The 25,921-nt window shown below is 71.0% G+C and carries 18 protein-coding genes; 5 read left to right on the top strand and 13 right to left on the bottom strand.

What is annotated here, in order from left to right; all coding sequences use genetic code 11:
* Positions 1 to 158 precede the first annotated feature (158 nt).
* The 5 genes from ACZ6ZP_RS32540 to ACZ6ZP_RS32520 all read right to left on the bottom strand — a co-directional run bounded on the left by ACZ6ZP_RS32540 (position 159) and on the right by ACZ6ZP_RS32520 (position 11,285).
* The gene (locus tag ACZ6ZP_RS32540; RefSeq protein WP_469409381.1) at positions 159 to 1,946 is read right to left on the bottom strand and encodes a serine/threonine-protein kinase; all 1,788 of its coding nucleotides are present in this window, start codon (positions 1,944 to 1,946) and stop codon (positions 159 to 161) included.
* A 151-nt stretch (positions 1,947 to 2,097) separates the two neighbouring features.
* The gene (locus ACZ6ZP_RS32535) at positions 2,098 to 3,738 is read right to left on the bottom strand and encodes a serine/threonine-protein kinase (RefSeq protein WP_351172115.1); all 1,641 of its coding nucleotides are present in this window, start codon (positions 3,736 to 3,738) and stop codon (positions 2,098 to 2,100) included.
* A gap of 103 nt (positions 3,739 to 3,841) precedes the next feature.
* The gene (locus tag ACZ6ZP_RS32530) at positions 3,842 to 5,527 is read right to left on the bottom strand and encodes a serine/threonine-protein kinase (protein WP_469409610.1); all 1,686 of its coding nucleotides are present in this window, start codon (positions 5,525 to 5,527) and stop codon (positions 3,842 to 3,844) included.
* 218 nt (positions 5,528 to 5,745) lie between these two features.
* Positions 5,746 to 8,829: a protein kinase gene (locus tag ACZ6ZP_RS32525; protein WP_469409379.1), complete on the bottom strand. Its 3,084-nt coding sequence runs from the start codon at positions 8,827 to 8,829 to the stop codon at positions 5,746 to 5,748.
* A gap of 188 nt (positions 8,830 to 9,017) precedes the next feature.
* The gene (locus ACZ6ZP_RS32520; RefSeq protein ID WP_469409376.1) at positions 9,018 to 11,285 is read right to left on the bottom strand and encodes a serine/threonine-protein kinase; all 2,268 of its coding nucleotides are present in this window, start codon (positions 11,283 to 11,285) and stop codon (positions 9,018 to 9,020) included.
* A 135-nt stretch (positions 11,286 to 11,420) separates the two neighbouring features.
* Between ACZ6ZP_RS32520 and ACZ6ZP_RS32515 the strand changes: the two genes are divergently transcribed.
* On the top strand, positions 11,421 to 12,701 hold the full coding sequence (locus ACZ6ZP_RS32515; protein ID WP_469409375.1) for a serine hydrolase domain-containing protein: 1,281 nt from the start codon (positions 11,421 to 11,423) through the stop codon (positions 12,699 to 12,701).
* On the opposite strand, the gene ACZ6ZP_RS32510 is transcribed toward ACZ6ZP_RS32515, so the two are convergent.
* A complete protein-coding gene (locus ACZ6ZP_RS32510; RefSeq protein ID WP_351172104.1) occupies positions 12,698 to 14,404 on the bottom strand; it encodes a glycerol-3-phosphate dehydrogenase/oxidase in 1,707 nt (568 codons plus the stop codon). The genes ACZ6ZP_RS32515 and ACZ6ZP_RS32510 overlap by 4 nt on opposite strands.
* A gap of 239 nt (positions 14,405 to 14,643) precedes the next feature.
* Between ACZ6ZP_RS32510 and ACZ6ZP_RS32505 the strand changes: the two genes are divergently transcribed.
* Entirely contained in the window at positions 14,644 to 15,897 is a 1,254-nt protein-coding gene (locus tag ACZ6ZP_RS32505) for a nucleotide sugar dehydrogenase (protein ID WP_351172101.1), read from the top strand.
* Positions 15,898 to 15,998: 101 nt separating this feature from the next.
* Here ACZ6ZP_RS32505 and ACZ6ZP_RS32500 read toward each other — a convergent pair whose 3' ends face one another.
* The 4 genes from ACZ6ZP_RS32500 to ACZ6ZP_RS32485 all read right to left on the bottom strand — a co-directional run bounded on the left by ACZ6ZP_RS32500 (position 15,999) and on the right by ACZ6ZP_RS32485 (position 20,395).
* Positions 15,999 to 17,123, bottom strand: a complete 1,125-nt coding sequence (locus ACZ6ZP_RS32500) for a GuaB3 family IMP dehydrogenase-related protein (RefSeq protein ID WP_351172098.1) — start codon at positions 17,121 to 17,123, stop codon at positions 15,999 to 16,001.
* A 160-nt stretch (positions 17,124 to 17,283) separates the two neighbouring features.
* On the bottom strand, positions 17,284 to 18,789 hold the full coding sequence (gene guaB, locus ACZ6ZP_RS32495; RefSeq protein WP_361468404.1) for an IMP dehydrogenase: 1,506 nt from the start codon (positions 18,787 to 18,789) through the stop codon (positions 17,284 to 17,286).
* 152 nt (positions 18,790 to 18,941) lie between these two features.
* Positions 18,942 to 19,517: a sigma-70 family RNA polymerase sigma factor gene (locus tag ACZ6ZP_RS32490; protein WP_055549856.1), complete on the bottom strand. Its 576-nt coding sequence runs from the start codon at positions 19,515 to 19,517 to the stop codon at positions 18,942 to 18,944.
* A gap of 266 nt (positions 19,518 to 19,783) precedes the next feature.
* Complete coding sequence (locus ACZ6ZP_RS32485) at positions 19,784 to 20,395, bottom strand: response regulator transcription factor (RefSeq protein ID WP_003948568.1); 612 nt, start codon at positions 20,393 to 20,395, stop codon at positions 19,784 to 19,786.
* A gap of 380 nt (positions 20,396 to 20,775) precedes the next feature.
* Between ACZ6ZP_RS32485 and ACZ6ZP_RS32480 the strand changes: the two genes are divergently transcribed.
* Positions 20,776 to 21,126, top strand: a complete 351-nt coding sequence (locus ACZ6ZP_RS32480) for a WhiB family transcriptional regulator (protein WP_351172091.1) — start codon at positions 20,776 to 20,778, stop codon at positions 21,124 to 21,126.
* A gap of 22 nt (positions 21,127 to 21,148) precedes the next feature.
* Here the strand turns inward: ACZ6ZP_RS32480 and ACZ6ZP_RS32475 are convergent, their stop codons facing one another.
* On the bottom strand, positions 21,149 to 22,045 hold the full coding sequence (locus tag ACZ6ZP_RS32475) for a LysR family transcriptional regulator (RefSeq protein WP_351172088.1): 897 nt from the start codon (positions 22,043 to 22,045) through the stop codon (positions 21,149 to 21,151).
* Positions 22,046 to 22,124: 79 nt separating this feature from the next.
* Here ACZ6ZP_RS32475 and ACZ6ZP_RS32470 point away from each other — a divergent pair, with 79 nt between their 5' ends.
* Positions 22,125 to 22,835 carry an MOSC domain-containing protein gene (locus tag ACZ6ZP_RS32470; protein ID WP_469409370.1) on the top strand — a complete coding sequence of 237 codons (711 nt, stop codon included), beginning with the start codon at positions 22,125 to 22,127 and terminating at the stop codon, positions 22,833 to 22,835.
* Positions 22,836 to 22,844: 9 nt separating this feature from the next.
* On the top strand, positions 22,845 to 23,618 hold the full coding sequence (locus tag ACZ6ZP_RS32465) for an SDR family NAD(P)-dependent oxidoreductase (protein WP_351172082.1): 774 nt from the start codon (positions 22,845 to 22,847) through the stop codon (positions 23,616 to 23,618).
* A gap of 169 nt (positions 23,619 to 23,787) precedes the next feature.
* Here ACZ6ZP_RS32465 and groL read toward each other — a convergent pair whose 3' ends face one another.
* Positions 23,788 to 25,413: a chaperonin GroEL gene (gene groL / locus ACZ6ZP_RS32460; protein WP_351172079.1), complete on the bottom strand. Its 1,626-nt coding sequence runs from the start codon at positions 25,411 to 25,413 to the stop codon at positions 23,788 to 23,790.
* A gap of 116 nt (positions 25,414 to 25,529) precedes the next feature.
* The gene (gene groES, locus ACZ6ZP_RS32455; RefSeq protein WP_006347174.1) at positions 25,530 to 25,838 is read right to left on the bottom strand and encodes a co-chaperone GroES; all 309 of its coding nucleotides are present in this window, start codon (positions 25,836 to 25,838) and stop codon (positions 25,530 to 25,532) included.
* Between the last annotated feature and the right edge of the window lie 83 nt (positions 25,839 to 25,921).

The following is a 25,921-nucleotide window of genomic DNA, read 5'->3' as shown; positions in this document are numbered from 1 at the left end:
CCCAGGTCAGGGTTTTGGGTACCCGTCGGTAATCAGCTTTCACCGCACAGACACACGATGCCAGCGATCGCTGGCGGCAAAGCCCCTGATCAGGGGCTTAACCGGAGTTGATCAACAACGGGTCGGCAATTTCGACGGCGCGCGCGGAAGGGGCCGGGTCAGAGCTTGTCGATCTCCAGGTTCGCGATGGCGGTCTTGGCGACCTCGCGGCCACGGGCGGTGAAGTCGCCCTTGCCCGGGTAGCCGATCAGCAACTTGTACATGTCACCGGACGTGGTCTTGTAGTAGAAGGCCTTGAGCTCGCGGGGGCGCGGATTCTCGGAGTCCGTGGTGTTGTAGACGACCGTGTTCTGCGCGGCCTCTTTCTCCTTGTACTTGACCTCGTCCTCGGGGCTGCTCTTGGGAGCGGGATCGGAGGCCATGCCGAGTTCGTAGTTGCCGGACTCCTTGAACTCGCCGTTGTCGTCGTACATCTCGGAGCCGGCGGAATCGGAGATCTCGTCCGAGTCGTCCTCGGACTTCTTGTCGAGGCTCAGGGTGACCCACACGCTGCCGCTCGGGTCGGTGTACGTGACCCAGTGGTCCTTCGCGTCCGCGTCGGCCTCCGGCACCGACTTCACGTACCCCGCGGGCACGGCCACCGTCGCGCCGAGCTCCTTCGCCTGCTGCTCCTTCCAACCGTCGGGCAGCGGCCCCGCGAACGGGTCGGCGATCACCAGGTACGCCGCCACGGCCGCGGCCACGACGACCGCGCCGATGCCCAGCAGGGCCTTCCGGCCGAGGGTGACACCCTTGCTGCCGCCGATTCCGCCCCCGCCGACCTGGACGACCCGCGTAGGCGCCACCTCCGGCGGCTTCGACGCTTCCTCCAGGAGGGCGCGGACCTGCGCGGCGCGCGGGCGCTGGCCCGGCTCCTTGCTGAGGAGCCCGTTGATCGCCTGCGCCAGCGGGCCCGAGGCCGAAGCCGGCGCCGCGGGCGTCGCGTTCAGGACGGACTGCAGCGTCGCGGGAGTGTTGTTGCGGCGGAACGGAGAGACGCCCTCCGTCGCGGCGTAGAGCACCACGCCCAGCGACCAGAGGTCCGACGCCGGGCCGGGGCGCTGGCCCAGCACCCGCTCCGGGGCGATGAACTCGGGCGAGCCGACGAAGCCGCCGGTGTCCGTCAGGTTCGTCTCGCCCTCGATCTGGGCGATGCCGAAGTCCGTGAGGATGACGCGGTCGTGCTGGCCCAGCATCACGTTGTCCGGCTTCACGTCACGGTGCAGGATGCCCGCCTGGTGGGCCGCGTCCAGGGCGCCGAGCACCTCCAGGCCGATCCGGGCGGCGTCGCGGGCGCCCAGGGTGCCCTCCTGGAGCGCGGCGCCCAGCGAGCGGCCCTGGACCAGCTCCATGACGATCCACGGCTGGCCGTCCTCCACCGCCACGTCGTGGACGTTGACCACGGCCGGGTGGTCGAGGCGGGCCGCGGCGCGCGCCTCGCGGCGCATCCGCTCGAAGACGTTGGCGCGCTCGCGCTCGGGGAGGTGGTCGGGGATGCGGGGTTCCTTGACGGCGACCTCGCGGTCCACCGTCTCGTCCTTCGCGCGCCAGACCGTGCCCATGCCGCCGTGGCCGAGCTTGGAGAGGAGGCGGTAGCGGCCCGCGATCAGGCGGCCCGCTCCCGGGTCCGTCTCGGACGGCTGGTTCGGCACCACCTGGGTGGGCTGTGCGTACGGCGACGGGGGCGGCGTCGGCGCGGCGGGCTGCTGCGGCCCCGCGGAGTACTGCGCGGTCTGCTGCTGCGACTGCGGGGGCTGCGCCTGCGAGGGCTGCTGCGGGTGCTGCGCCTGGTGCGGCTCCTGCGCGTACGGATTGCCGTCCTGGCCGTACGGCTGCCGCTGGGGCGGCTGAAGGCCGAAACTGGTGGGCTCGTACGGGCCGTGGTTGGGTCCCCCGTCATTACTCATGCCCACATCAGTACCCTGCCGGAGGTGTCCGGTTCCACTCGGGTCACTGACTTGTGACAGGGGTGATGCGCCGGGCGAATCCCCGGCCGCGTACGACGCGAACCGCCGGCCTCGTACGAGGCGAACCCTCAGCCGCGTACGACGCGCATCCTCAGTTCCGTACGAACGAGTCCACCGCCGTGTCGAAGTACCGCCTGCCCTCCTCCGCCATGCCGACCGGCGCCGAGACCCACACGTCGTACATCCGGCCGCCCTCCTCCCAGCACAGGTCGTACGTCTGCCGCTCGCCCTCCGCCTCCGTGAAGCCGTCCCAGCTGAACTCCCAGAGGGCCGCGGGCCGTCCGTTGTGCGAGGTCTCGGTGACCTCGCCGTCCCGGTAACCGGGGTTGTTCTGCGGGCCCTTGGCGGCGGAGCGCCGCTGCACCGCGAGCGGGCCGCCCGGCTCCGGGGCCGACTCCTTGATGCCGATGCGGAACGTTTCACCGGGCGACATGTAGAAGGTGCGGGGCCCGTCCACCCGGCGAGTGAAGCCGTCCGGCACCGCGAGCGTGAAGCCCCTGGGGTCCTCCGCGACGCGGTAGCCCTCGGGGGCCTCGGGCGTGGAGGGCTTCGGCGTGCGGGAGCCGCGCGTGACCGTCACCGTCGGGGTCGGCGACGGCGTCGGGGTCACCGTCTGCGTCTGCGCGGTCTGCGAACTCCGCGAGGGTGTCGTGGGCGTACCGCCCCCGTCGCCGTCCCTGCCCATCAGGAGCGCGACGGCGGACACCGCGGCCCCGGCCACCGCGGCCACCAGCGCGGCGGCGATCAGCACGACCCGGCGCCGGCGCCGGGAGCCGCCCGCCGGGTGCTCGGGCGGACGCGTGGGCAGGTCACGGTAGGTGGGCGTGTAGCCGCCGAGCCGCCCGCCCGGCAGCGCCGACGGCTGACCGCCGGCCCGGCCCGCGGGCGTGGACGGCATCCGCCCCGTCTCGACGTACGTCCGCAGCAGCCGCTCCGCGTCGTCCAGACCGAGCCGTCGGTCCGGGTTGCGTTCGAGGAGGCCGAGGACGACCGGCAGCAGCGGTGCGGCGGCGGGCGGCGGACGGATCTCGTCGAAGACGACGGCATGCAGCACGCCGCTGATCGAGTCACGGCGGAAGGGCGACTCGCCGGTGAGCGCGGCCACGAGGAGCGCGCCGAGCGACCAGAGGTCGGACTCGGGCCCCGTCCGCTCGCCCGACATCCGCTCGGGCGCGGTGTATTCGGGCGATCCCACGAACGACCCGATCTCCGTGAGCGTCGTCGCCCCGCTGACCTGCGCGATCCCGAAGTCGGTGAGGACGACGCGCCCGGTGGCCTCCTCCATGAGGACGTTCGCGGGCTTGATGTCGCGGTGCAGGACCCCGGCGGCGTGCGCGACGCGCAGCGCGCCGAGCAGGTCGATGCCCATCCGGGCCACCGCACGCGCGTTCATCGGACCCGACCGCGCGATCCGCCCGGCCAGCGAACCGCCCTCGATCAACTCCATGACGATGTACGGATGCTCGCCCTGCACGACGACGTCGTGGACGACGATGATGTGCGGATGCCTGAGCTGCGCGGCCGCCCGCGCCTCGCGCAGGGTGCGCTCGCTCTGCTGCATCGCGTCGGATTCGGAGAGCGTGTCGTCGAGCACGAGTTCCTTGACGGCGACCTTGCGGCCGAGGAACTGATCCGTGGCCTGCCAGACCACGCCCATGCCACCCCTGCCGAGCCGCACATCCAGGCGGTAACGGCCAGCTATGACCCGGGCGTTGTCCCCCACGCTCCCCATGCGGCCATCATGCCCCACACGTGTGCGGACGGACCCTGTGGGCCTGAGCGGCGGGCTGGTTCAGGCCGCCCGTCCCAGCCACCCCGGTTGCGGTCGGCCGCATTCAGCCCTCCCGCCAGCCCCGGAGTATCGCGTCGAACTGCTGGCGTGCCTTGTTCCAGTCGTCGGCCGGGGACGACATGTAAATCGCGTACTCGACGCCGTCACGGCTGAGATAGGTCTGTGAGATGGCGCGACGCGGACCCGCGGTCGTGTCGTTCGCCCCCGCCGTCCAGCTGAACTCCCAGAGCGAGCCCGCCCGGTCGCGGTAGGTGTTCTGGTCCAGCTGGAGCCGCTTGTAGCCGGGCAGCTTGGGACTCAGGCCCTTCTCCAGCTCCAGCTGGTGCGTGTAAGGGCTCTCGAACGTCGAGTTGCGGTCGATGCCGATGCGTACGAAGTGCCGCCCATGGTCGGGGGTGTAGTCGATCTGGCTTCCGTCGACCTCGCGCTCCCAGCCCTTGGGCAGCATGAGGCTGAAGCCCTCGGCGTCCTTCACCCGCTGCCAGTCGTCGGGGATGCCACCGACGGTCTTGCCCGGCTTTCCGCCACTGGACTGCTCCGTACGGCCGTCGTCGCCGTCCGCGTAGTACAGGTAGCCGGCGGTTCCGCCGCCGAGCAGCACGACCGCCGCGACGGCCGCGACGATCGCGGGCCACTTGCGGCGCTTCGGGGGGCGGCTCGCGGGGTGGTCGGAGGGCTGGTGGGTGTGGCCCGGGACGACGGTGGTGCCGGAGTTGTGGGGCACCGGGGCGTGGGCGCCGCTCCCGTTGACGAGGGTGCCGGACTCCGCGGGGTGGTAGGCCTGCGGCTGTGGCTGAGCCTGCTGGTGCTGTGGCTGCTGGTGCTGAGCCTGTTGGTGCTGTGGCTGCTGGTGCTGTGGCTGCTGGGACGTGGCGTGGACCTGCGTCGGCACGTACGCCTGCGCCGCGCTCGGCTGCCGCCCCTCCGCCGCCTCGGCGAGCATCAACTCGGCCACTTCGGCGGTCGGGCGGGTGTTCGGGTCCTTGCGCAGGAGCGCGCTGATGACAGAGGTGAGCGCCCCCGCGTGCTCGGCAGGCGCGGGCTCCTCCGTGACCACGGCCTGCATGGTGCCCAGCGGGGACGTGCGCCGGAACGGGGAGTTCCCCTCGACCGCCGTGTACAGCGTGGCGCCGAGCGCCCACAGGTCGGACGCGGGCCCGGGGTTGGCGCCGCTGACGCGCTCGGGCGCCAGATAGTCGACGGAGCCGACGACCTCGCCGGTCCGCGTGATCGTCGAGTCCCCCTCGATCGCGGCGATCCCGAAGTCGGTGAGCAGGATGCGCCGGTCGTTCGCCAGGAGCACGTTGCCGGGCTTGACGTCACGGTGCAGCACCCCGGCGGCGTGCGCGGCGCGCAGGGCCTTCAGGGTCCACAGGCCGATGCGGGCGGCCTCGACGGGGTCGATGCGGCCCTGCTCCTTGACGGCGTCCGCGAGCGAACAGCCCTCGACCAGCTCCATCACGATCCAGGGCCGGTCGTCGTACTCCAGGACGTCGTGGACGGTGACGACCGCGGGGTGGTTGATCCGGGCCGCGGCCCGCGCCTCCGCGTGCGTACGCGCGAAGAGGACCGCCCGGTCGGCCTCCGCCACGAACTGGGCAGCCGTCAGCTCCTTTACGGCGACGGCCCGGTGCAGCACCTCGTCCCGTGCGCGCCACACCCGTCCCATGCCGCCGCGGCCGATGGACTCTCCGAGCCGGTAGCGGCCCGCGAGGAGCAGGCCCTGCATCTGATTCACGATCCCCCGCATTGGTTCTGACAAGGCCCAGATTAGGTAGCGGGTGGCGCACGGGGAACCTCCGGGGTACTCGGAGACCTCACTGTGATGCGTCACGCAGTGAAACCGATTCGCCCACTGTGGCCGAAGAACGGTCAAATCCCGTGCTCAAAGGGACAGATGGTGTCTGCCGAGCGGCGCCGGGATGGCATCAAGGCGATCGGACGGCATCAATCGGTGACCTGGTAGGTCGCCGATGCCTGCTCGTAGAACCGGTCCACCTCGTCCCGCTCGGACTCGGGCCCCCGGATCTGCACGACGTGGTACTTCCCGCCGACGATCATCGCCAGATTGCGTACGAAGACCTCGCCGCCGCCCGGCCCCTGCCAGGTGAACTGCCCCTCACCCATGACCCGTCCGCCCACATCGATCCTGCGCATCCCGGAGGACTCCGCCCAGGTCGAGTCGCGGAAGGGCTGAAGTTCACGCTCGTGCTCGCGCTGGTACTTCATCGGGTCGCTGCCGTACTCGTCCGTGCCGTCCCGCCCCGGCACGACGATCAGCTCGAAGTCGCCCTGCGTGTAGACGACCTGCCCCCGCCCGTTCTTGGGCTGCCGGTCCCAGCCGCTCGCGACGGCGACCCGGAAGCCCTCGGCGTCCTTGCGGAGCGTGAAGCCCTTGGGCAGTTCGGGCCCGCTGGTCTGCGGCTGCTGCGAGTCGGGGCTCTTCTCGGGCTTGTCGCTGGGCTTGTCATCGGGCTTGTCGGACGTGCCGTCCTCGCTGGGCCTGGCGCTTGAGCTGCTGCCGGGGTCGGGCGACTGGCTGGTGCCGGGGTCCCCTGCGGAGCCCGCGCGATCGCTGCCCTCGTTCTCCCCCGCCTTGGGCATGAAGGCCACGGCGTACGCGACGGCCGCGACGAGCCCGACCAGGATGAGGATGAGCAGCAGGCGCCCCAGGGAACGCGGCCGCCCCGTCCCGCCGCGCTTGGGCGCGGGTGCGCGCGGGGGTGCGGCCGCGCGTGCGGGTGCGGGTCCGGACGCGAAGGCGGAGGCGGATCCGAACGCGGCGGCGGAGGCGGCCGCGGGAGCCGGGGCGACCGGCCTGGCCTCCCGCCCCCGCTTGTGCTGCTTGTGCTTGCGGCGCCCGTTCTGCCGGGAGTTCGGCTTGGGCGTGGCGGCGGGCGCGGGGGCGCGCCGCTTCTTGCGGCGTACGAGATCACCGCGACGGCGTACGACGGGCAGCCGCCTGGCGTCGAACGGCGGCGCGGGCACGACGTTCACACCGGCTTCCGGCTCGGGCGCGGAGCGGACCAGCGACCGCAGCCAGCCGTTCAGCTCCTCGAAGTCGAGCCGCTCGGTGGGGTCCTGGCGCAGCAACGACTCGACGACGGGCCGGAGCGGACCGCACTCCTCCGCGAAGGCGGGCGGCTCGGCGCACACCAGCTGAACGAGCTCGAAGGTGCTCTCCTCCGGGTAGGGCGCGTGGCCCTGCACGGCCCGGAACAGCAGGGCGCCCAGCGCCCAGAGGTCGGTGGCGGGCCCGATGGGCGGGGCAAGCTGCCAGTTCTCGTGCACGGGCCCGGCCTGCTCGGGCGCCCACCGCTCGGTCACGCCACCGACCACGGTCATGCGCGCATGCCGGGCGCGTTCGGCGGCGAGGGCGGTGGCGGGCCCACGCCGGGCCCCACTCCGCTCGGCGACGAGGGCGTCCCAGTAGCTGTGGCCGGATGTGGAGGGGGTGGCAGGAGCGGGGGTGGGTGTGGCTGAGGGCTGGGTGTGGCTGGGGGTGGATGCCGGGGCGTCGTGCCGGGACGCGGGGCTGAAGCCTTGTCCTCCGTAGCCGGAGCCCTGGCTGTAGTCAGAGCCGGAGCCCTGGCTGTAACCGATGCCGGAGCCGTGGCTGTAGTCAGAGCCGGTGCCGTGGCTGTAGCCAGTGCCGGAGCTGTAGCCGGTGCCGGGGTCGGAGTTGTGGCCGGAGCCGGCGTCGTGGCCGGAGCCGGACCTAGCGCCCCGCCTGCCACGGTCACCGGCGGGGCCCAGCTGACCCGGCTGGGTCAGCTCGTCCCGGCCGCCCCCAAGCCCCTGCCCATCAAATCCACGCCCGGCCCGGCGGCCAGGCGCCCCGCCAACCCCTTCAACGCCCCCAGCACCCCCAACGCCCTTGCCCGCACCGGCACCAGCACCGGCACCAGCACCGGAGTTCGACGCCCCCGTGCCCCGGCTCCTCGGCACGGCCCCGTGCCACTGCTTCGTCTCCCCGACGCCATACGGGTCCAGGATGCGCCCGGCAGCCTCCGCCTCGTCACGGCCCCCGCTGCGGCTGCCGCCCCCGCTCCCGCCCTCCGCGCCGTACCCGCGCGGCCCTTCATCGTCGTACCCCTCGTAGCCCTCGTAGCCCTGAGGTCCCTGATGTCCCTGGTATCCCTCGACCTGCGCCGATTCACCGCCCCTGGGCCCCGGCAACTCCCCACCCGGCGCGGCCGGGCCGCGCCGCCCCTCGTCCTCGCTCACCCGCGCCGCGGCCCGAGCCCCGGCGCGATACGCGGCTATGGCGCTGGGGCGTGCCTCTTCGACCTCATGGGCCTGGTCGGGCTGCCCGGCATCGGGCTCATCCGTATCGGACCCGCCACCGGAACCAGCACTGGCACCGGCACCAGCCCCGTCCTCGAACCCCGCGAGGAACTCCTCGGGGCGAGGGTCGTACCCGCACAGCGCCTCTTCCGCCGCGCCCGCCGCCAGGCCCGTGAGGACCACCCGGCCGTCGTCGCAGACCAGGACCGTGCGGGCGGTGATGTTCCGGTGGACCCAGCCGTGCGCGTGCAGCACCCGCAGCGCCGTCACCACGTCCGACGCGATCTCCGCCGCGCGGTACGGGCTCAGCGGCCGGTCCGCGAGCAGCGCTGCCAGCGGCCTCGCCGCCACCAACTCGCTGACTATCCACAGCGAACCGCCCTCGGCGAACACGTCGAAGACCTGGTCGAGCCGCGGATGGTCGGGAATCTGCGCGGCGGCCTGCGCCGCCTCTATCGCGCGCCGCACGGCCGGGTCCGACGGCCTCCGCGTCGTACGCGCCGACGGCCGCCGCACCGCCCCCGCGCTCACGAACCCCGCCGGAAGCTCTCCCTCCGGGAGGTCGCGCTCGTCGAGCTCGAGCACTTCCGCGTCGACGACCTCAGGCAAGGGGACCTGCCTGACCAGGACTTCCTGCCCGCTGTAGGTGTCGAAGGCCCGCGTCTCGGCGAGTTCGTACTCGTCCGCGGGAGGCAGCGGCAGGCGGTAGCGGTCGGCGAGTACCCGCCCCGCGTATTCGTCCACGACGCCTCCCCCGTCCGCCCGGTGGTCAATTCCGTTCGTCTTACGCCCTGTTGCGGCTGCGTACGGTCCGCAGGCACTCACGATACGTGCCGGAGGCAAACCACATTGAGGGGATTCGAGATCTCGCCGGGACCTGTTCCGCGGACTCCCCGTCAGGGCTGTTCCGCGGACTCCCCGTCAGGCCGCCGCTACTTCTTCGGCTCGAACGACTTCGTGAAGGTCTTCCACGTGTCCTTGCGCTCGGCGCTGTCCCACTTGTCAGCCTTGGCCGTGTACATCATTCCGTAGCCCAGACTGCCGTTGACGACGAAGCCGCGGTCTATCGAGCGGTACTTCGTGCCGCCGTCGACGTACGTGAACTCCCAGTCCGCCGTGTTCCAGCCGCGGTAGTCGACCTTCTCTATCCGGATCCGCTTGTACTGCGACCGGACCATGTACGACTCCTGCTTCTTCCAGTCGCCCACGGGGTCGGACTTGGGGGTGGGGGTCCAGCCGATCAGCAGCTTCTGCCCGTCAGGACCGGTGAAACGCGCGCCCGCGGCAGCCGTGGTCTGGTACTTCCAGCCCTTGGGCAGGCCCACCGAGAAACCTTGGGAGTGCTTGTACGTCGAGTCGGCGCCGGCGCCCGGCTCCTTGCCGGGGTCCTTGCCACTGTCGTCGTCGCCCTCGCCCGGGTCCTTGCTCTCGTCCGTACCGGGGCTCGCACCCGAACCGGCGCTGGCTTCCGTCTTGTCCCGGTCCTTCTCGGCGTCGTCCTGCCCGGTGTTCTTTTCCTCCTCCTTGTCCTGCTTGCCGCTGCCCGCGGTCGCCCCGCTGGACGCGGCCTTGTCCCCGCCGCCCTTGCTGTCCTGCCCACCGCTCTCGTCCCCGCTGTTCAGGGCGAAGGCCAGCACGGTCCCGAGGACCGCGAGCACGAGGGCCACCGAGATGATCACCAGCGTGCGCCGGGGCACCACGTCGGTGAGCGAGGCCTTGGGCGGCGTCGCACGCGGTGGCGTGGCGGGAACCGGCGGAGCGGAAGCGGAGGAAGCAGGTACAGACCCAGAACCTGAACCAGAACCAGATGCGGGTGCAGACGCAGCCGCCCCTGCGGCTGCTCCGGCCGCCCCGGAACGCGACGGCTTCCCCGCCACCGCGCCAGAACCGGTACCGGCTCCTGAGCCGGCGCCGGAAGGCGAAGCAGAACCGGAAGCAGCCGCCCCGGCGCCAGCGCCCGCCCCCGCACCCCGCGTGGTGGCCGCGGCCGCGGCCTTCCGCACCGACCGGAGCGCGCCCTTGAGCCGCTCAGCGGCCTCCTCGCCCTTACGGCCACCGGAGTCCACGGAGGACTCAGTGGTCCCGGAGGCCCCGGCGGACTCGGGCGTGGCCGCCGCACCAGAAGCACCCGCGGCACCCACAGCGCCAGCAGAACCCGCGGCACCAGCGGTACCCGCGCCGCCGACAGCACCCGCAGCTGCGCCACCGGCCGCCGCACCCGCCCCGGCCGCACGGCCGACGCCGCTCTTGCTCCTGCCCTTGCCGAACCGCTTCCCCAAGGTCGGCGGCACCGGAGGCAACGGCACGACCTTCGTCGCGTCGACCGGCTCCGGCTCGTCCTTGACCTCGGGCGCGTGAATCACGTCGACCAGGAGCGCACGCGCCCCCGCGTCGTCGAGCCGCTGCTCGGGGTCCTTGGCGAGCAGGCCGTAGATGACCTTCTCCAAGGGGCCCGCGTTCGTCGGCTGTTCGACGTCCTCGGTCATCACCGCGGTGAGGGTCGCGATCGCCGACCCCTTGTCGTACGGAGGAACGCCTTCCACCGCCGCGTACAGCAGACCGCCCAGCGACCACATGTCGGCCGCCGGGCCCGGCTTGTGCCCACGCGCCCGCTCCGGCGAGATGTACGAGGGCGCTCCGACGAGCATGCCGGTGGACGTGATCGACGGGTCGCCCTCCACCTGCGCGATGCCGAAGTCCGTGAGGACGACCCGGCCGTCCTCGGCGATCAGCACGTTGGACGGCTTCACGTCACGGTGCAGAATCCCCTCGCGGTGCGCGGACCGCAGGACGTCGAGCACCGCGAGGCCGACCTCGGCCGCGCGCCTCGGCGTGAGCAGCCCGTCCTCGCGAATGGCCTCGGCGAGCGACTTGCCCTCGACGAGCTCCATCACGATCCACGGCCGGTCGTCCTCGTCGACCACGTCGTACACGGTGACCGCACTGGTGTTGCGGATCCGCGCGATCGCCTTGGCCTCACGCAACGTACGCGTGATGAGCCGGCGCTTCTCCTCCTCGTCGATGCTCGAGGGAAAGCGCAGTTCCTTCACCGCGACGGTCCGGCCGAGTGTCTCGTCCTTGGCGCGCCAGACGGTTCCCATTCCGCCGCGGCCGAGCACTTCTCCCAGCCGGTAGCGCCCGGAGAGGAGACGTTCGCTCTTGTCCTGGCGGGACTGACCCGCCTGCTCCGCGTCCGACATGCGTCCCCTCTGCTGCTACCGCTGCTACCCGCGCAACCCGCCCTGACAGAGCCTCCATTGTCCCTCACTTCGGGACCGGTCTACGCCCAGGGTCCAACGTCCCTCATGATGGGCTCCGCACAGGGAGGGACCGCCATGCCCAATCAACGGACACTGCTGGCCATACCCCTTGTGGTGGCCCTCATCGGCCTGGCTTCCGCCAGTGCGCCGCCGGCCTCGAAACCGGCCACGGACGCCACTCTTCCGTTGCTCGTCACCCGAGGCAAGGCCCCCGCCGCGGCTCTGTTGGCCCGCGAAGCCTCCTGGTCAACGCCCGTGCCGGATGCCCCGGACCCACAAACGGGACAGCAGAGGGCCCAACGGCCCCGCTGGCACTTCGCGCACGCCGACCAGCTCACCGCCGCCGACACCACCACAGGCACGGACAAAACCCCGACACCCAACACCGGTACGGGCAACGGCAAGGGCGGCAGCGACGTCAGTAGCGGCAGCGGGGCCGACACCGAGAGCGCCCGCCGACTCCCCGGCGCGCGCGGCACCGGTGACGCCGACCGCATCCGCATCCGCCGCACCGACCACTTCCGCGCCGGCAGCATCACCAAGACGTTCATCGCGACGGTCGCGCTCCAACTCGCCGCCGAACGGCGTCTGTCCCTGTCCGACCCCGTGGACCGCCATCTGCCCGGCCTCATCCGCGGCAGAGGGCTCGACGGCCGCACCCTCACGCTGCGCTCCCTGCTCACCCACACCAGCGGCCTCGCGGACTACACCACCGGCACCAAAGGCCTCGTCCCCCTCACTCCGACGGAGGCGGTCCGCACCGCCCTCGCCCTCCCCGCGACCACACCCGGCCGCTGGTCGTACTCCAACACCAACTACGTCGTCATCGGCATGGTGATCAGGCAGGTCACCGGCCGCTCGTACGCCACCGAGACCGAACGCCGCATCATCACCCCCCTCCGTCTGTCCGGCACTTCCTTCCCCGGCACCCGCACCACGCTGCCGTCCCCGCACGGCCGCGCGTACACGAGCGAGGGCCAGGACGTCACCGCCCTCGACCCGAGCGTCGCGGGCGCCGCGGGCGAGCTGATCTCCACGCTCACCGACCTGGACCGCTTCTACGCCGCCCTGCTCGCCGGCCGGCTGCTCCCCGCGCCCCAGCTCCGCCAGATGCTCAACACCCGGGCGGCGGATGGCCGCTACGGCATGGGCCTCTACCCGCAGAAGCTGCCCTGCGGCACCACGGTCTGGGGCCACAACGGACGCATCCCCGGAAGCTACGTGCGCACCGCGGCCACCCGCGACGGCGACCGCGTCCTCACGTTCCGGGTCAACACGGACGCGATAGCCGACCCGGGCCTCGAACGGACACTCCTGACGGCTGAGTTCTGTCCCCGGCGCTCAACCCGGGGTTAGAGCGGCACGATGTCCGGTGCGCCCAGCCGCGCCGCGTCCGCCGTCAGGTCGTCCGGCTGCCGCTGCGACTCCCGCTCCGCCTCCACCCGCTTCTCGTAGTGCTGCACCTCCCGCTCCACCTGGTCCTTGTCCCAGCCGAGGACCGGCGCCATCAGCTCCGCGCAGACCCGCGCGCTGCGCGTGCCCCGGTCGAACGTCTCGATCGAGATGCGCGTGCGCCGGGTCAGCACGTCGTCCAGGTGCCGTGCCCCCTCGTGCGAGGCGGCATAGACGATCTCGGCGCGCAGATAGTCGTCCGCGGCCTGGAGCGGCTCGCCCAGCGTGGGGTCGGCCGTGACGAGCTCGAGGACTTCCTCGGCCAGCGAGCCGTACCGGTTCAACAGGTGCTCCACGCGCACCACATGGAGCCCGGTGCGGGCGGCGATCCTGGCGCGCGCGTTCCACAGCGCCTTGTATCCCTCGGCGCCGACCAGCGGAATGTCCTCGGTGACGCAGTCGGCGACCCGCTGGTCGAGCGCGTGCACCGCCTCGTCCACGGCATCCTTCGCCATTACTCGGTACGTCGTGTACTTGCCGCCCGCGATGACCACGAGGCCGGGCGCCGGATGTGCCACCGTGTGCTCGCGCGACAGCTTGCTCGTGGCGTCCGACTCGCCCGCGAGCAGCGGTCGCAGGCCGGCGTACACCCCTTGGACGTCGTCGCGTGAAAGGGGCACCGCGAGCACCGAGTTCACATGCTCGAGCAGATAGTCGATGTCGGCGCTGGACGCCGCCGGATGCGCCTTGTCCAGGTCCCAGTCGGTGTCGGTGGTCCCCACGATCCAGTGCCGTCCCCACGGGATGACGAAGAGGACGCTCTTCTCCGTCCGCAGGATCAGCCCGGTCGTCGAGTTGATCCGGTCCTTGGGCACGACCAGGTGGATGCCCTTGGAGGCCCTGACGTGGAACTGTCCGCGCTCGCCGACCATCGCCTGGGTGTCGTCCGTCCACACGCCGGTGGCGTTCACCACCTGCTTGGCCCGGACCTCGTACTCCCCGCCGCCCTCGACGTCCTGCACCCGGGCGCCGACGACGCGCTCGCCCTCGCGCAGGAAGCCCGTGACCCGCGCGCGGTTGGCGACCTTCGCGCCGTACGCCGCCGCTGTGCGCACCAGGGTGGCCACATAGCGCGCGTCGTCCATCTGCGCGTCGTAGTACTGCATGGCCCCCGTCAGCGCGTCCTTCTTCAGGCACGGGGCGACGCGCAGGGCGTGGCGCCGGGTCAGGTGGCGGTGCATGGGCAGGCCTCGGCCGTGCCCTCGCGACATCGACATGGCGTCGTACAACGCGACGCCCGATCCGGCGTAGATCCGCTCCCAGCCCTTGTGCTGCAAGGGGTACAGGAACGGCACCGGCTTCACGAGGTGCGGGGCGAGCCGCTCCAGGAGCAGGCCGCGCTCCTTCAGCGCCTCGCGCACCAGCGCGAAGTCGAGCATCTCCAGATAGCGCAGGCCGCCGTGGATCAGCTTGCTGGATCGGCTCGACGTGCCCGACGCCCAGTCCCGCGCCTCGACGAGGCCGGTGGACAGGCCGCGGGTCACGGCGTCCAGTGCGGTGCCCGCACCGACCACTCCCGCGCCCACGACCAGGACATCCAGCTCCCGCTCGGCCATTCCCGCAAGTGACTCGGCACGCTCCGCCGGCCCCAAGGTCGCTGTCCTCACCGCTGCCTCCCGTTAGCTGTCGGGTGTGGTCGCGCTCACATCATGCCCAGATTCTGGTCGGGTCCGCTTTGTTCGACCGCCGCCTGTGGACAACCCGGGGCCAACACTCCGACGCCCGGCGCAGCGCAATGCCGCATAACGGTCATATTTACTCCTAGTCTGACATTGCGCTGGTCCACCTTGTCCACAGGGCTTGCGCGCTCGTCCCGCTCCGGCTATTGGGAGGACGGCCCACCGCCATGCCCGCAGATCTCGCCGTCATCGGACTCGGCCACCTCGGCCTGCCCCTCGCCCAGGCCGCCGTCTCCGGCGGCATCGCCACCATCGGCTACGACCCCGTACGCGCCGTCGACCTGGCAAGCGGCCGCCTGCCCTGCGACGGCGCCGAGGGAACCCTCACCGCCGCCGATGTCCGCCGGATGCTCTCGGGGGGCTTCCGGCCCACCACCGACCCGGTCCAGCTCGGCCGGGTCCGCACCGCGGTCATCTGCGCTCCCACCCCTCCGGCGGCGGACCGCTCCCTCGACCTGAGCCAGGTGGCCGAAGCCGCCCGCGCACTCGCCGCACGGCTGCGCCCGCACACCACGGTCATCCTCGAGTCACCCGCGTACCCCGGAACCACGGAGGAATTCCTGCGCCCCATCCTCGAAGAGGGCTCAGGCCTGCGCGCCGGCCGCGACTTCCACCTCGCGCACTCGCCCGGCCGCCTCGACCCGGGCAACCGCACCCACGGCTACGCGGGCACCCCCAAGGTCATCGGCGGTCTCACCCCGGCCTGCACCGAATCGGCCGCCGCCTTCTACGGCCGCCTCACCGACAAGGTCGTACGCGCGCGTGGCCCGCGCGAGGCCGAGACCGTGCACCTCCTGGAGACCAACTACCGGCACGTGAACATGGCCCTGGTCAACGAGATGGCCGTGCTCTGCCACGACCTGAGCATCGACCTGTGGGACGTCATCCGCTGCGCCGAGACCAAGCCCTTCGGCTTCCAGGCCTTCCGCCCGGGACCCGGCGTCGGCGGGCACGGAGTCCCCCTGGACATCCCGGGCCCCGGCCGCGGCGCCCGCCCCCTGCGCATGGTCGAACTGGCCCAGCAGGTCAACGACCGCATGCCCCGGTACGTGATCCAGCGCTCGGCGACCCTGCTCAACGAACACGGCAAGTCCGCCCGCGGCGCCCGCGTCCTGCTCCTCGGCGTCACCTACAAGCCCGACCTCGCCGACCAGCAGGGCTCCCCCGCCCAGGAGGTCGCGACCCGCCTGATGGAGATGGGCGCCGCCGTCAGCTACCACGACCCCTACGTGCCCAGCTGGAGCGTCCTGGGCCACCCCGTCCCCCGCGCGGACTCCCTCTACGAAGCGGCGGCCGACGCCGACCTCACGATCCTGCTCCAGCACCACCGCACGTACGACCTGCAGGGTCTGGCCGTGAAGGCCCAGCTGCTCCTCGACACGAGGGGCGCGACCCCGGCCGGCGCCGCCCACCGGCTCTGACCCACGGAGCTCCGACACACGAAGCTCTGACACACGGAGCTCCGACACACGAAGAAGGGCCCCGGTACGAGTACCGGGGCCCTTCTTAAAGAAGAAGTCGATCAGCGCTTGTGCTGCGCGTCCGCGACCGTCACCTCGACGCGCTGGAACTCCTTGAGCTCGCTGTAGCCCGTCGTCGCCATCGCACGGCGCAGCGCCCCGAAGAAGTTCATCGAGCCGTCCGGGATGTGCGAGGGACCGCTGAGGATCTCCTCGGTCGTGCCGACCACACCGAGGTCGACGCGCTTGCCGCGCGGCACGTCCTCGTGCACGGCCTCCATGCCCCAGTGGTGGCCCTTGCCGGGCGCGTCCGTGGCGCGCGCCAGCGGGGAGCCGATCATCACCGAGTCGGCGCCGCAGGCGATGGCCTTGGGCAGGTCGCCGGACCAGCCCACGCCGCCGTCGGCGATGACGTGCACGTACCGGCCGCCGGACTCGTCCATGTAGTCACGGCGGGCGGCCGCGACGTCCGCGACGGCCGTGGCCATCGGCACCTGGATGCCCAGGACGTTGCGCGTGGTGTGCGCGGCGCCGCCGCCGAAGCCGACGAGGACACCGGCCGCGCCCGTGCGCATCAGGTGCAGCGCCGCGGTGTACGTGGCGCAGCCGCCGACGATCACCGGGACGTCGAGCTCGTAGATGAACTGCTTGAGGTTGAGCGGCTCGGCGGCACCGGAGACGTGCTCGGCGGAGACGGTGGTCCCGCGGATGACGAAGATGTCCACGCCGGCGTCCACGACGGCCTTGGAGAACTCGGCGGTGCGCTGTGGGGAGAGCGCGGCGGCGGTGACCACGCCCGAGTCGCGCACCTCCTTGATGCGCTGCCCGATCAGGTCGGCCTTGATCGGCGCGGAGTAGATCTCCTGGAGGCGACGGGTCGCGTTGTCGGTGTCCAGCTCCGCGATCTCGTCGAGCAGCGGCTGCGGGTCCTCGTACCGCGTCCACAGGCCCTCGAGGTTCAGGACGCCCAGACCACCCAGCTCACCGATGCGGATCGCGGTCTGCGGCGAGACGACCGAGTCCATCGGCGCCGCCAGGAAGGGCAGCTCGAAGCGGTAGGCGTCGATCTGCCAGGCGATCGAGACCTCCTTCGGGTCGCGGGTACGACGGCTAGGCACGACGGCGATGTCGTCGAAGGCGTACGCCCGGCGGCCGCGCTTGCCGCGCCCGATCTCGATCTCAGTCACGTGGGTGGCCCTTCAGCTTTCTTCGGTACTTCGCACTTCTTCGGCACTTCGGCACTCGGTCTGCCGCTCCAGTATCCCCGACGCACGCAAAGGGGGCGGACCCGGGAATCCGGACCGCCCCCACGCGCGCGTGGAGCGCTGTCAGCGCTCCACGGAAGGGTCAGCGCTTGTTCGTGTAGTTCGGCGCCTCGACCGTCATCTGGATGTCGTGCGGGTGGCTCTCCTTGAGGCCCGCCGACGTGATGCGCACGAAGCGGCCCTTGGACTCCATCTCGTCGATGGAGGCGGCGCCCACGTAACCCATCGTCTGACGCAGGCCGCCGACGAGCTGGTGCAGCACGTTGGCCAGCGGGCCGCGGTAGGCCACCTGGCCCTCGATGCCCTCGGGGACGAGCTTGTCGTCCGAGGAGACCTCCGCCTGGAAGTAGCGGTCCTTCGAGTACGAACGACCCTGGCCACGGGACTGCATGGCACCGAGCGAACCCATGCCGCGGTAGGACTTGAACTGCTTGCCGTTGATGAACATCAGCTCACCCGGCGACTCCTCGCAGCCCGCGAGCAGCGAACCGAGCATCACGGTGTCGGCGCCGGCGGCCAGCGCCTTGCCGATGTCACCGGAGTACTGGAGGCCGCCGTCGCCGATGACCGGGACGCCGGCCGCACGCGCCGCGACCGCCGCCTCGTAGATGGCGGTGACCTGCGGGACGCCGATTCCGGCGACCACGCGCGTGGTGCAGATGGAACCCGGGCCGACACCGACCTTGACGCCGTCGACACCGGCGTCGATCAGTGCCTGCGCGCCGTCACGCGTCGCGACGTTGCCGCCGATGACGTCGACGCCCACGCCCGACTTGATCTTCGACATCCAGCTCAGGGCGTTGCTGTTGTGCCCGTGCGAGGTGTCGACGATGAGGAAGTCCACGCCCGCGCCGGCCAGGGCCTGCGCGCGCTCCAGCGCCTCGGGGCTCGCGCCGACGGCGGCACCGACGAGGAGACGGCCCTCGGCGTCCTTGGCCGCGTTCGGGTACTGCTCGGCCTTCTTGAAGTCCTTGACCGTGATGAGGCCCTTGAGGATGCCCGCGTCGTCGACGAGCGGCAGCTTCTCGATCTTGTGGCGGCGCAGCAGCTCCATGGCGTCGACGCCGGAGATGCCGACCTTGCCGGTCACGAGCGGCATGGGCGTCATGACCTCGCGCACCTGGCGGCTGCGGTCGTTCTCGAAGGCCATGTCGCGGTTGGTGACGATGCCGAGCAGCTTGCCCGCCGGGTCGGTCACCGGGACGCCGCTGATGCGGAACTTGGCGCACAGCGCGTCGGCCTCGCCCAGCGTGGCGTCCGGGTTCACGGTGATCGGGTCGGTGACCATGCCGGACTCGGAGCGCTTCACCAGGTCGACCTGGTTGACCTGGTCCTCGATCGACAGGTTGCGGTGCAGCACGCCGACACCACCCTGGCGCGCCATGGCGATCGCCATGCGGGCCTCGGTGACCTTGTCCATCGCCGCGGACAGCAGCGGAATGTTCACGCGCACGTTGCGGGAGATACGGGACGAGGTGTCGACCGCGTTCGGGAGGACTTCCGACGCGCCGGGCAGCAGCAGCACGTCGTCGTAGGTCAGCCCGAGCGTCGCGAACTTCTCGGGCACTCCGTCGACGTTTGCAGTCATGACACCTTCCCCAAATGGCCTTGATCGGTGCGGATGTCCATGCTAACGGGAACGGAGGGTGTCTCATTCCACGATCAAGATCATCGACCATGTTTGTACGTTCATACGTCATGAACGGACAGGGAAGGCGACGATCGGGCGACCGGTGATCGTTACTGCTCGGCCAGTGCCCGCAGCCGGCTCAGCGCGCGATGCTGCGCGACCCGCACGGCCCCCGGCGACATGCCCAGCATCTGCCCGGTCTCCTCGGCGGTGAGCCCGACGGCGATCCTCAGGAGCAGCAGCTCGCGCTGGTTCTCCGGAAGGTTGGCCATGAGCTTCTTGGCCCATTCGGCGTCGCTGCTGAGCAGCGCGCGCTCCTCGGGACCGAGGGAGTCGTCGGGCCGCTCCGGCATCTCGTCCGACGGCACCGCCGTGGAACCGGGATGGCGCATCGCCGCGCGCTGCAGGTCGGCGACCTTGTGCGCGGCGATCGCGAAGACGAAGGCCTCGAAGGGGCGCCCCGTGTCCTTGTAACGCGGCAGGGCGAGGAGGACCGCGACGCACACTTCCTGCGCCAGGTCCTCCACGAAGTGCCGTGCGTCACCCGGCAGTCGGGAGAGCCGCGTGCGGCAGTACCGCAGCGCCAGGGGGTGCACATGAGCCAGCAGATCGTGCGTGGCCTGCTCATCACCCTCGACCGCGCGAAGGACGAGGGCACCGATCACCGTCGTCTTGTCATCGCGCATCGGTCCATGGTGCCTTGGCGCCGATTGATCCGTGGCACCACGTCCGTAGTTGTGCACCGAAGCGTTATGAGCAGGTGCGCCGGAACTCATCTCGTGCGCCCTCCCCTCCCGCTCGACCGACCTGTCCCCGAGGAACTCCACACCTCAAGGATGCGGCATCGGCGGCGAAGCAACGGCAACCGCTCCCGCGAGAGGGAGCGACGGGCGTCCGTCACCCCGCCCACCACACGGCGGGCGGGGGTCGCCGTGCCCGCACGGCGGCACACCTATCGGACCAGGCCCCAGCGGAAACCGAGCGCCACGGCGTGCGCGCGGTCCGAGGCGCCGAGCTTCTTGAACAACCGCCGGGCGTGGGTCTTGACCGTGTCCTCGGAGAGAAAAAGCTCACGTCCGATCTCGGCGTTCGACCGGCCGTGGCTCATGCCCTCGAGCACTTGGATCTCACGCGCGGTGAGTGTGGGCGCCGCGCCCATCTCGGCCGAGCGCAGTCTGCGCGGAGCGAGCCGCCACGTCGGGTCGGCGAGCGCCTGGGTCACGGTCGCCCGCAGTTCGGCGCGCGAGGCGTCCTTGTGCAGATAGCCGCGGGCACCGGCGGCGACCGCGAGCGCGACACCGTCCAGATCCTCGGCCACGGTGAGCATGATGATGCGCGCACCGGGGTCGGCGGACAGCAGCCGCCGGACCGTCTCGACGCCGCCCAGTCCGGGCATGCGTACGTCCATCAGAATCAGGTCCGAGCGGTCGGCGCCCCAGCGGCGGAGGACTTCCTCGCCGTTGGCCGCTGTCGTCACGCGCTCGACGCCGGGCACGGTCGCGACCGCGCGGCGGAGCGCCTCTCGGGCAAGCGGGGAGTCGTCGCAGACGAGGACGGATGTCATGGCCGCCCTCCGCAGCTGATGCGCGTCACCTTGAGCCTCCAGGCTGGTACATATTCGTCACCTGTGCGGTTGACGCTCTCGGACATCTGCCCGAGCGCTTGTTCTTTCAACCGCCTCGCACTCTCAACGACGGTCACCCGAAAGAGTTACGGGGCGGTGGGCCACGTTCGGCACTCTACGTGAGGGCGCGGACACAGAGCAGGCAGCGCAAGAGACCCTCAACCTTTCATCACAACCCATGCCCCATTTAGCCGCCTTCCTTCCCTTTTGCTGGTGTCTGTGGCTAGATTTTCCAATGAGTCATATTTTCATCTCCTTAGACAGTAGATGTACGGTCATGGGCACCGTATCCGCGCAGAACGGCTACCAGGAGACAAGCAATGGCAGATTTCTCCCGCCTTCCCGGACCGAACGCAGATCTCTGGGACTGGCAGCTCCTCGCCGCCTGCCGGGGGGTCGACAGCTCGCTCTTCTTCCACCCCGAGGGCGAGCGGGGCGCGGCACGCAGCGCACGTGAGAACTCCGCCAAGGAGGTCTGCATGAGGTGCCCCGTACGCGCGGAGTGCGCCGCTCACGCCCTCGCGGTACGGGAGCCGTACGGCGTCTGGGGCGGTCTTACCGAGGACGAGCGCGAGGAGCTCATGGGCCGCGCCCGCAACCGCCTCGTCACGACGTCCGCGCCGTCGGCGTCGGCTTCCTCGTCGAGCGGCGGCATGGTCACGCGCACTTGAAGGAACGTTTCTTCGCGGGCGCTCAGCGCTCCGCGGCCCGCGCCAGGTGGTCCAGGGTGGCCGCCACGGCGGGCACCTGCGCCAGATCCGGCAGGGTGAGCGCGACGATCTCGCGCTGGACGGCAGGCTCCACCGTCACTGTGCGTGCACCTTTGGGGCGTACGGACTCGATGGCGAGCTCGGGGAGCACCGCCACTCCCAGGCCGGCGCCGACCAGGCCGATCACCGCCGGATAGTCGTCCGTCGCGAAGTCGATGCGGGGCACGAATCCCGCCCCCTCACAGACCTCGACCAGCTGCCTGCGGCAGCGCGGACAGCCCGCGATCCACGGCTCGTCGGCCAGCTCCCCGATGGCGACCGAATCCGCCCTGGCGAGCCGATGCCCCTCGGGCACGAGGCCGACGAGCCGGTCGGCGAGCAGCGGGCGCACGACCAGGTCGTCCCATTCCTCGGCGGCGGACGCGCCGTCGTACCGGAAGGCGAGCGCCACGTCGCAGTCGCCCTCGCGCAGCATCTCCACCGAGCGCGGCGGTTCGGCCTCCACCAGCGAGACCCGGGTGCCGGGGTGCGCGGCACGCAGGGCGGCGAGCGCGCTCGGCACCAGCGTCGAGCTGCCGCTGGGGAAGGAGACCAGGCGGACCCGGCCCGCCCGCAGGCCCGCGATCGCGGCGACCTCCTCCTCGGCGGCGGTCAGCCCCGCCAGAATCCCGGCGGCGTGCCGGACCAGGGCCTCGCCCGCCTGGGTCAGGCGCATCTCGCGCCCGGTGCGGATCAGCAGCGTCGTACCCGCGGAGGCTTCGAGCGCCTTCATCTGCTGGCTGACGGCGGGCTGGGTGCAGCCGAGCTCGCGCGCGGCGGCCGAGAAGGAGCCGGTGGCGGCGACGGCACGCAGGACGCGGAGATGACGGGCCTCGATCATGAATGAAGCATAAGTGACGCTTGGGGCGAACGCCCAATAATGCGTCGCCACTTTGAGCGAGCTCGCCTAGCCTTCCGCCATGAAGCTTCTCTCCGTGAATCTGGGCCGGTTCAAAGCCGTGGAGTACACCGACGCTCCCTCGGGCGGCACCGGCATCGACAAGCAGCCCGCCGATGGGGCCGTTCGGGTGGCGGCTCCCGGCGCGAAGGGGGCCGCCGGGAGCGGGGTGGCCGGGGACGAGGTCTGCGACCGGCGGCACCACGGCGGCGACGACCAGGCGGTGTACGCCTACGCGCGCGAGGACCTCGACGAGTGGGAGCGTCTGCTCGGCCGTCCGCTGGCCAACGGCTCCTTCGGCGAGAACCTCACGACGTCCGGGCTCGACGTGAACGGCGCGAAGATCGGCGAGCGTTGGCGCGTCGGCCCCGATCTGCTCCTCGAGGTGACGTCGGGCCGCATTCCCTGCCAGACGTTCCAGGGCCATCTCGGCGAGACGAAATGGGTCAAGCGCTTCACCCGACAGGGCGCTCCCGGCGCCTATCTGCGGGTGATCGAACCGGGTGAGATCCAGGGCGGGGACACGATCGAGGTCGTGCACCGGCCGGCGCACGACATCACCGTCGCTCTCCAGTTCAGGGCCGTGATGACGGAGAAGCACCTGCTGCCGAGCCTGCTCGCCGCCGGGGACGCGCTGCATCCCGAGCTGATCGAGACGGCTCGGAAGTACGCGGAGAAGCACGGCGGTCCCGACGGCCATCCGGGTAACACGGCGGTCACCGGATCTCACTAGCCTTGGGCCATGACTACGGCTCTGATTACGGGATCGACCGCCGGTATCGGCGCGGCCTTCGCCCGGCGGCTCGCCGGTGACGGCCACAACCTGGTCCTGGTGGCACGGAACACCGAGCGACTGCGGGAACAGGCGACCGAACTGCACGACCGGCACGGCATCGAGGCCGAGGTCCTCACCGCGGACCTCGCGACGGACGACGGCATCGCCGCCGTCGAGAAGCGGCTCGCGGACCGCAGGAGCCCCGTCGACCTGCTGGTGAACAACGCCGGGTTCGGCAACAAGGGCCGGTACCTGGAGGTGTCCATCGAGGACGAGTTGACGATGCTGAAGGTGCACTGCGAGGCGGTGCTGCGCCTGACGTCGGCGGCGACGGAGTCGATGCGCGAGCGCGGCCGCGGCGGCGTCGTCAACGTCGCGTCGGTGGCGGCGTTCGTGCCGCGCGGGACGTACGGCGCGTCGAAGGCGTGGGTCGTGCAGTTCACGCAGGGCGCGGCGAAGGACCTGGCCGGCTCCGGGGTGCGGCTGATGGCCCTGTGCCCCGGGTTCGTACGGACCGAGTTCCACGAGCGGGCCGGGATGGGGACGTCCAACATCCCCAAGTGGATGTGGCTCGACGCGGACAAGCTGGTCGCGGCGGCGCTTTCCGACTTGGCGCGGGGCAAGACCCTGTCCATCCCGGACCCCCGCTACAAGGCGCTGATGGGCGTGGTGAAGGTGACGCCGAGGGCGCTGCTGGGCGGAGTGACCTCCCGTACCGGCCGCAAGTACGGCCCGCAGTAAGAGCTCCCAAAGGAGCGCCCCGTCAGGGGCGCGGGGAACTGCGCGAGGGCGGACCGCGACACGCGGTCGGCACCGGCGCGGAACCCGGCAGACGAGAATCCGAAAAACACCGAGGCCCGGCGCCCCCGAGGGGGCACCGGGCCTCGGCTCAGCTCAGCGGAGCGACGGGTCAGTGAGAGTGACCGTGCCCGTGGCCCGCGGCGTCGCCCTCGTCCTCGGCCGGCTTCTCGACGACCAGGGTCTCGGTCGTGAGGAGCAGCGACGCGATGGACGCGGCGTTCTCCAGGGCGGAGCGGGTGACCTTGACCGGGTCGATGACGCCGGCCTTGACCAGGTCGCCGTACTCACCGGTCGCGGCGTTGAAGCCGAAGCCCTTGTCGAGCTCGGCGACCTTCGAGGTGATGACGTAGCCCTCGAGGCCGGCGTTCTCGGCGATCCAGCGCAGCGGCTCGACGGCGGCGCGGCGGACGACCGCGACACCCGTGGCCTCGTCGCCGGTCTTGCCGAGGTTGCCCTCGAGGACCTTGACGGCGTGCACCAGAGCGGAGCCACCACCGGAGACGATGCCCTCCTCGACCGCGGCGCGGGTCGCGGAGATGGCGTCCTCCAGACGGTGCTTCTTCTCCTTGAGCTCGACCTCGGTCGCGGCGCCGACCTTGATCACGCAGACGCCACCGGCGAGCTTCGCCAGGCGCTCCTGCAGCTTCTCGCGGTCCCAGTCCGAGTCCGTGGACTCGATCTCGGCCTTGATCTGGTTGACGCGGCCCGCGACCTCGGAGGCGTCGCCGCCGCCGTCGACGACGGTGGTGTCGTCCTTGGTGATGGTCACGCGGCGGGCGGTGCCGAGCACGTCCAGGCCGACCTGGTCGAGCTTGAGGCCGACCTCTTCGGCGATGACGGTGCCGCCGGTGAGGGTGGCGAGGTCACCGAGCATGGCCTTGCGGCGGTCGCCGAAGCCCGGGGCCTTCACCGCGACGGCGTTGAAGGTGCCGCGGATCTTGTTCACGACCAGGGTCGACAGGGCCTCGCCCTCGACGTCCTCGGCGATGATCAGCAGCGGCTTCGAGGCGTTGGTCTGGATGACCTTCTCGAGCAGCGGGAGCAGGTCCTGGATGGACGAGATCTTGCCCTGGTGGATCAGGATGTACGGGTCGTCGAGGACGGCCTCCATACGCTCCTGGTCGGACACCATGTACGGGGACAGGTAGCCCTTGTCGAAGGCCATGCCCTCGGTGAAGTCCAGCTCCAGGCCGAAGGTGTTGGACTCCTCGACGGTGATGACACCGTCCTTGCCGACCTTGTCCATCGCCTCGGCGATGAGCTCGCCGACCTGCGGGTCCTGGGCGGACAGACCGGCGACGGCCGCGATGTCGGCCTTGTCGTCGATCGGGCGCGCGGTCGCGAGAAGCTCCTCGGACACAGCCTTGACGGCGGCGTCGATGCCCTTCTTCAGGGCGGCCGGGGAGGCGCCGGCGGCTACGTTGCGCAGGCCTTCCTTGACCAGGGCCTGGGCGAGCACGGTCGCGGTGGTGGTGCCGTCACCCGCGATGTCGTTGGTCTTGGTCGCCACCTCCTTGACGAGCTGCGCGCCGAGGTTCTCGTACGGGTCCTCGACCTCGACCTCACGGGCGATCGTGACGCCGTCGTTGGTGATCGTGGGGGCGCCGAACTTCTTGTCGATGACGACGTTGCGGCCGCGGGGGCCGATCGTCACCTTGACCGTGTCGGCAAGCTTGTTGACGCCGCGCTCGAGGGCGCGACGGGCGTCCTCGTCGAACTTCAGGATCTTCGCCATGGGAGCGGTTCAGCCCTCTCGAAACTCGGGTTTAACGAACTGCGCCCCTCGCCGCCCGGCAATCAGCGGGGTGACCAGGGGCGCAGCTCAAAATCAAAACTGGTGAAGCAGGTGAATTACTTCTCGACGATCGCGAGCACGTCGCGGGCCGAGAGGACGAGGTACTCGTCGCCGTTGTACTTCACCTCGGTGCCGCCGTACTTGCTGTACAGAACGACGTCGCCGACCTTGACGTCGAGCGGCAGGCGCTCGCCGTTCTCGAAGCGGCCCGGGCCCACAGCGAGGACAGCACCCTCCTGGGGCTTCTCCTTCGCGGTGTCCGGAATGACCAGGCCGGAGGCCGTGGTCTGCTCGGCGTCGAGCGGCTGGACCACAATGCGGTCCTCGAGCGGCTTAATGGCAACCTTGGAGCTGGCGGTCGTCACGATCCGGTCTCCCCCTTCGGAGATCTACGGGGTTAACAGTCTGGGGTGGCGACCAGGTGGATCCGTCGTCGCGGGTGCCGGAC

It is taken from the genome of Streptomyces sp. NPDC054047 (assembly GCF_055585065.1).
The sequence above is the reverse complement of the archived record's forward strand: the minus strand, read 5'-3'. Positions and strand labels throughout refer to the sequence as shown.

Coding starts and splice junctions, on each gene's coding strand:
- ACZ6ZP_RS32540 (WP_469409381.1), bottom strand. CDS start 1,946: ATGAGTAATGACGGGGGACCCAACCACGGCCCGTACGAGCCCACCAGT.
- ACZ6ZP_RS32535 (WP_351172115.1), bottom strand. CDS start 3,738: ATGGGGAGCGTGGGGGACAACGCCCGGGTCATAGCTGGCCGTTACCGC.
- ACZ6ZP_RS32530 (WP_469409610.1), bottom strand. CDS start 5,527: ATGCAGGGCCTGCTCCTCGCGGGCCGCTACCGGCTCGGAGAGTCCATC.
- ACZ6ZP_RS32520 (WP_469409376.1), bottom strand. CDS start 11,285: ATGTCGGACGCGGAGCAGGCGGGTCAGTCCCGCCAGGACAAGAGCGAA.
- ACZ6ZP_RS32515 (WP_469409375.1), top strand. CDS start 11,421: ATGCCCAATCAACGGACACTGCTGGCCATACCCCTTGTGGTGGCCCTC.
- ACZ6ZP_RS32505 (WP_351172101.1), top strand. CDS start 14,644: ATGCCCGCAGATCTCGCCGTCATCGGACTCGGCCACCTCGGCCTGCCC.
- guaB (WP_361468404.1), bottom strand. CDS start 18,789: ATGACTGCAAACGTCGACGGAGTGCCCGAGAAGTTCGCGACGCTCGGG.
- ACZ6ZP_RS32490 (WP_055549856.1), bottom strand. CDS start 19,517: ATGCGCGATGACAAGACGACGGTGATCGGTGCCCTCGTCCTTCGCGCG.
- ACZ6ZP_RS32485 (WP_003948568.1), bottom strand. CDS start 20,395: ATGACATCCGTCCTCGTCTGCGACGACTCCCCGCTTGCCCGAGAGGCG.
- ACZ6ZP_RS32480 (WP_351172091.1), top strand. CDS start 20,776: ATGGCAGATTTCTCCCGCCTTCCCGGACCGAACGCAGATCTCTGGGAC.
- ACZ6ZP_RS32475 (WP_351172088.1), bottom strand. CDS start 22,045: ATGATCGAGGCCCGTCATCTCCGCGTCCTGCGTGCCGTCGCCGCCACC.
- ACZ6ZP_RS32470 (WP_469409370.1), top strand. CDS start 22,125: ATGAAGCTTCTCTCCGTGAATCTGGGCCGGTTCAAAGCCGTGGAGTAC.
- ACZ6ZP_RS32465 (WP_351172082.1), top strand. CDS start 22,845: ATGACTACGGCTCTGATTACGGGATCGACCGCCGGTATCGGCGCGGCC.
- groL (WP_351172079.1), bottom strand. CDS start 25,413: ATGGCGAAGATCCTGAAGTTCGACGAGGACGCCCGTCGCGCCCTCGAG.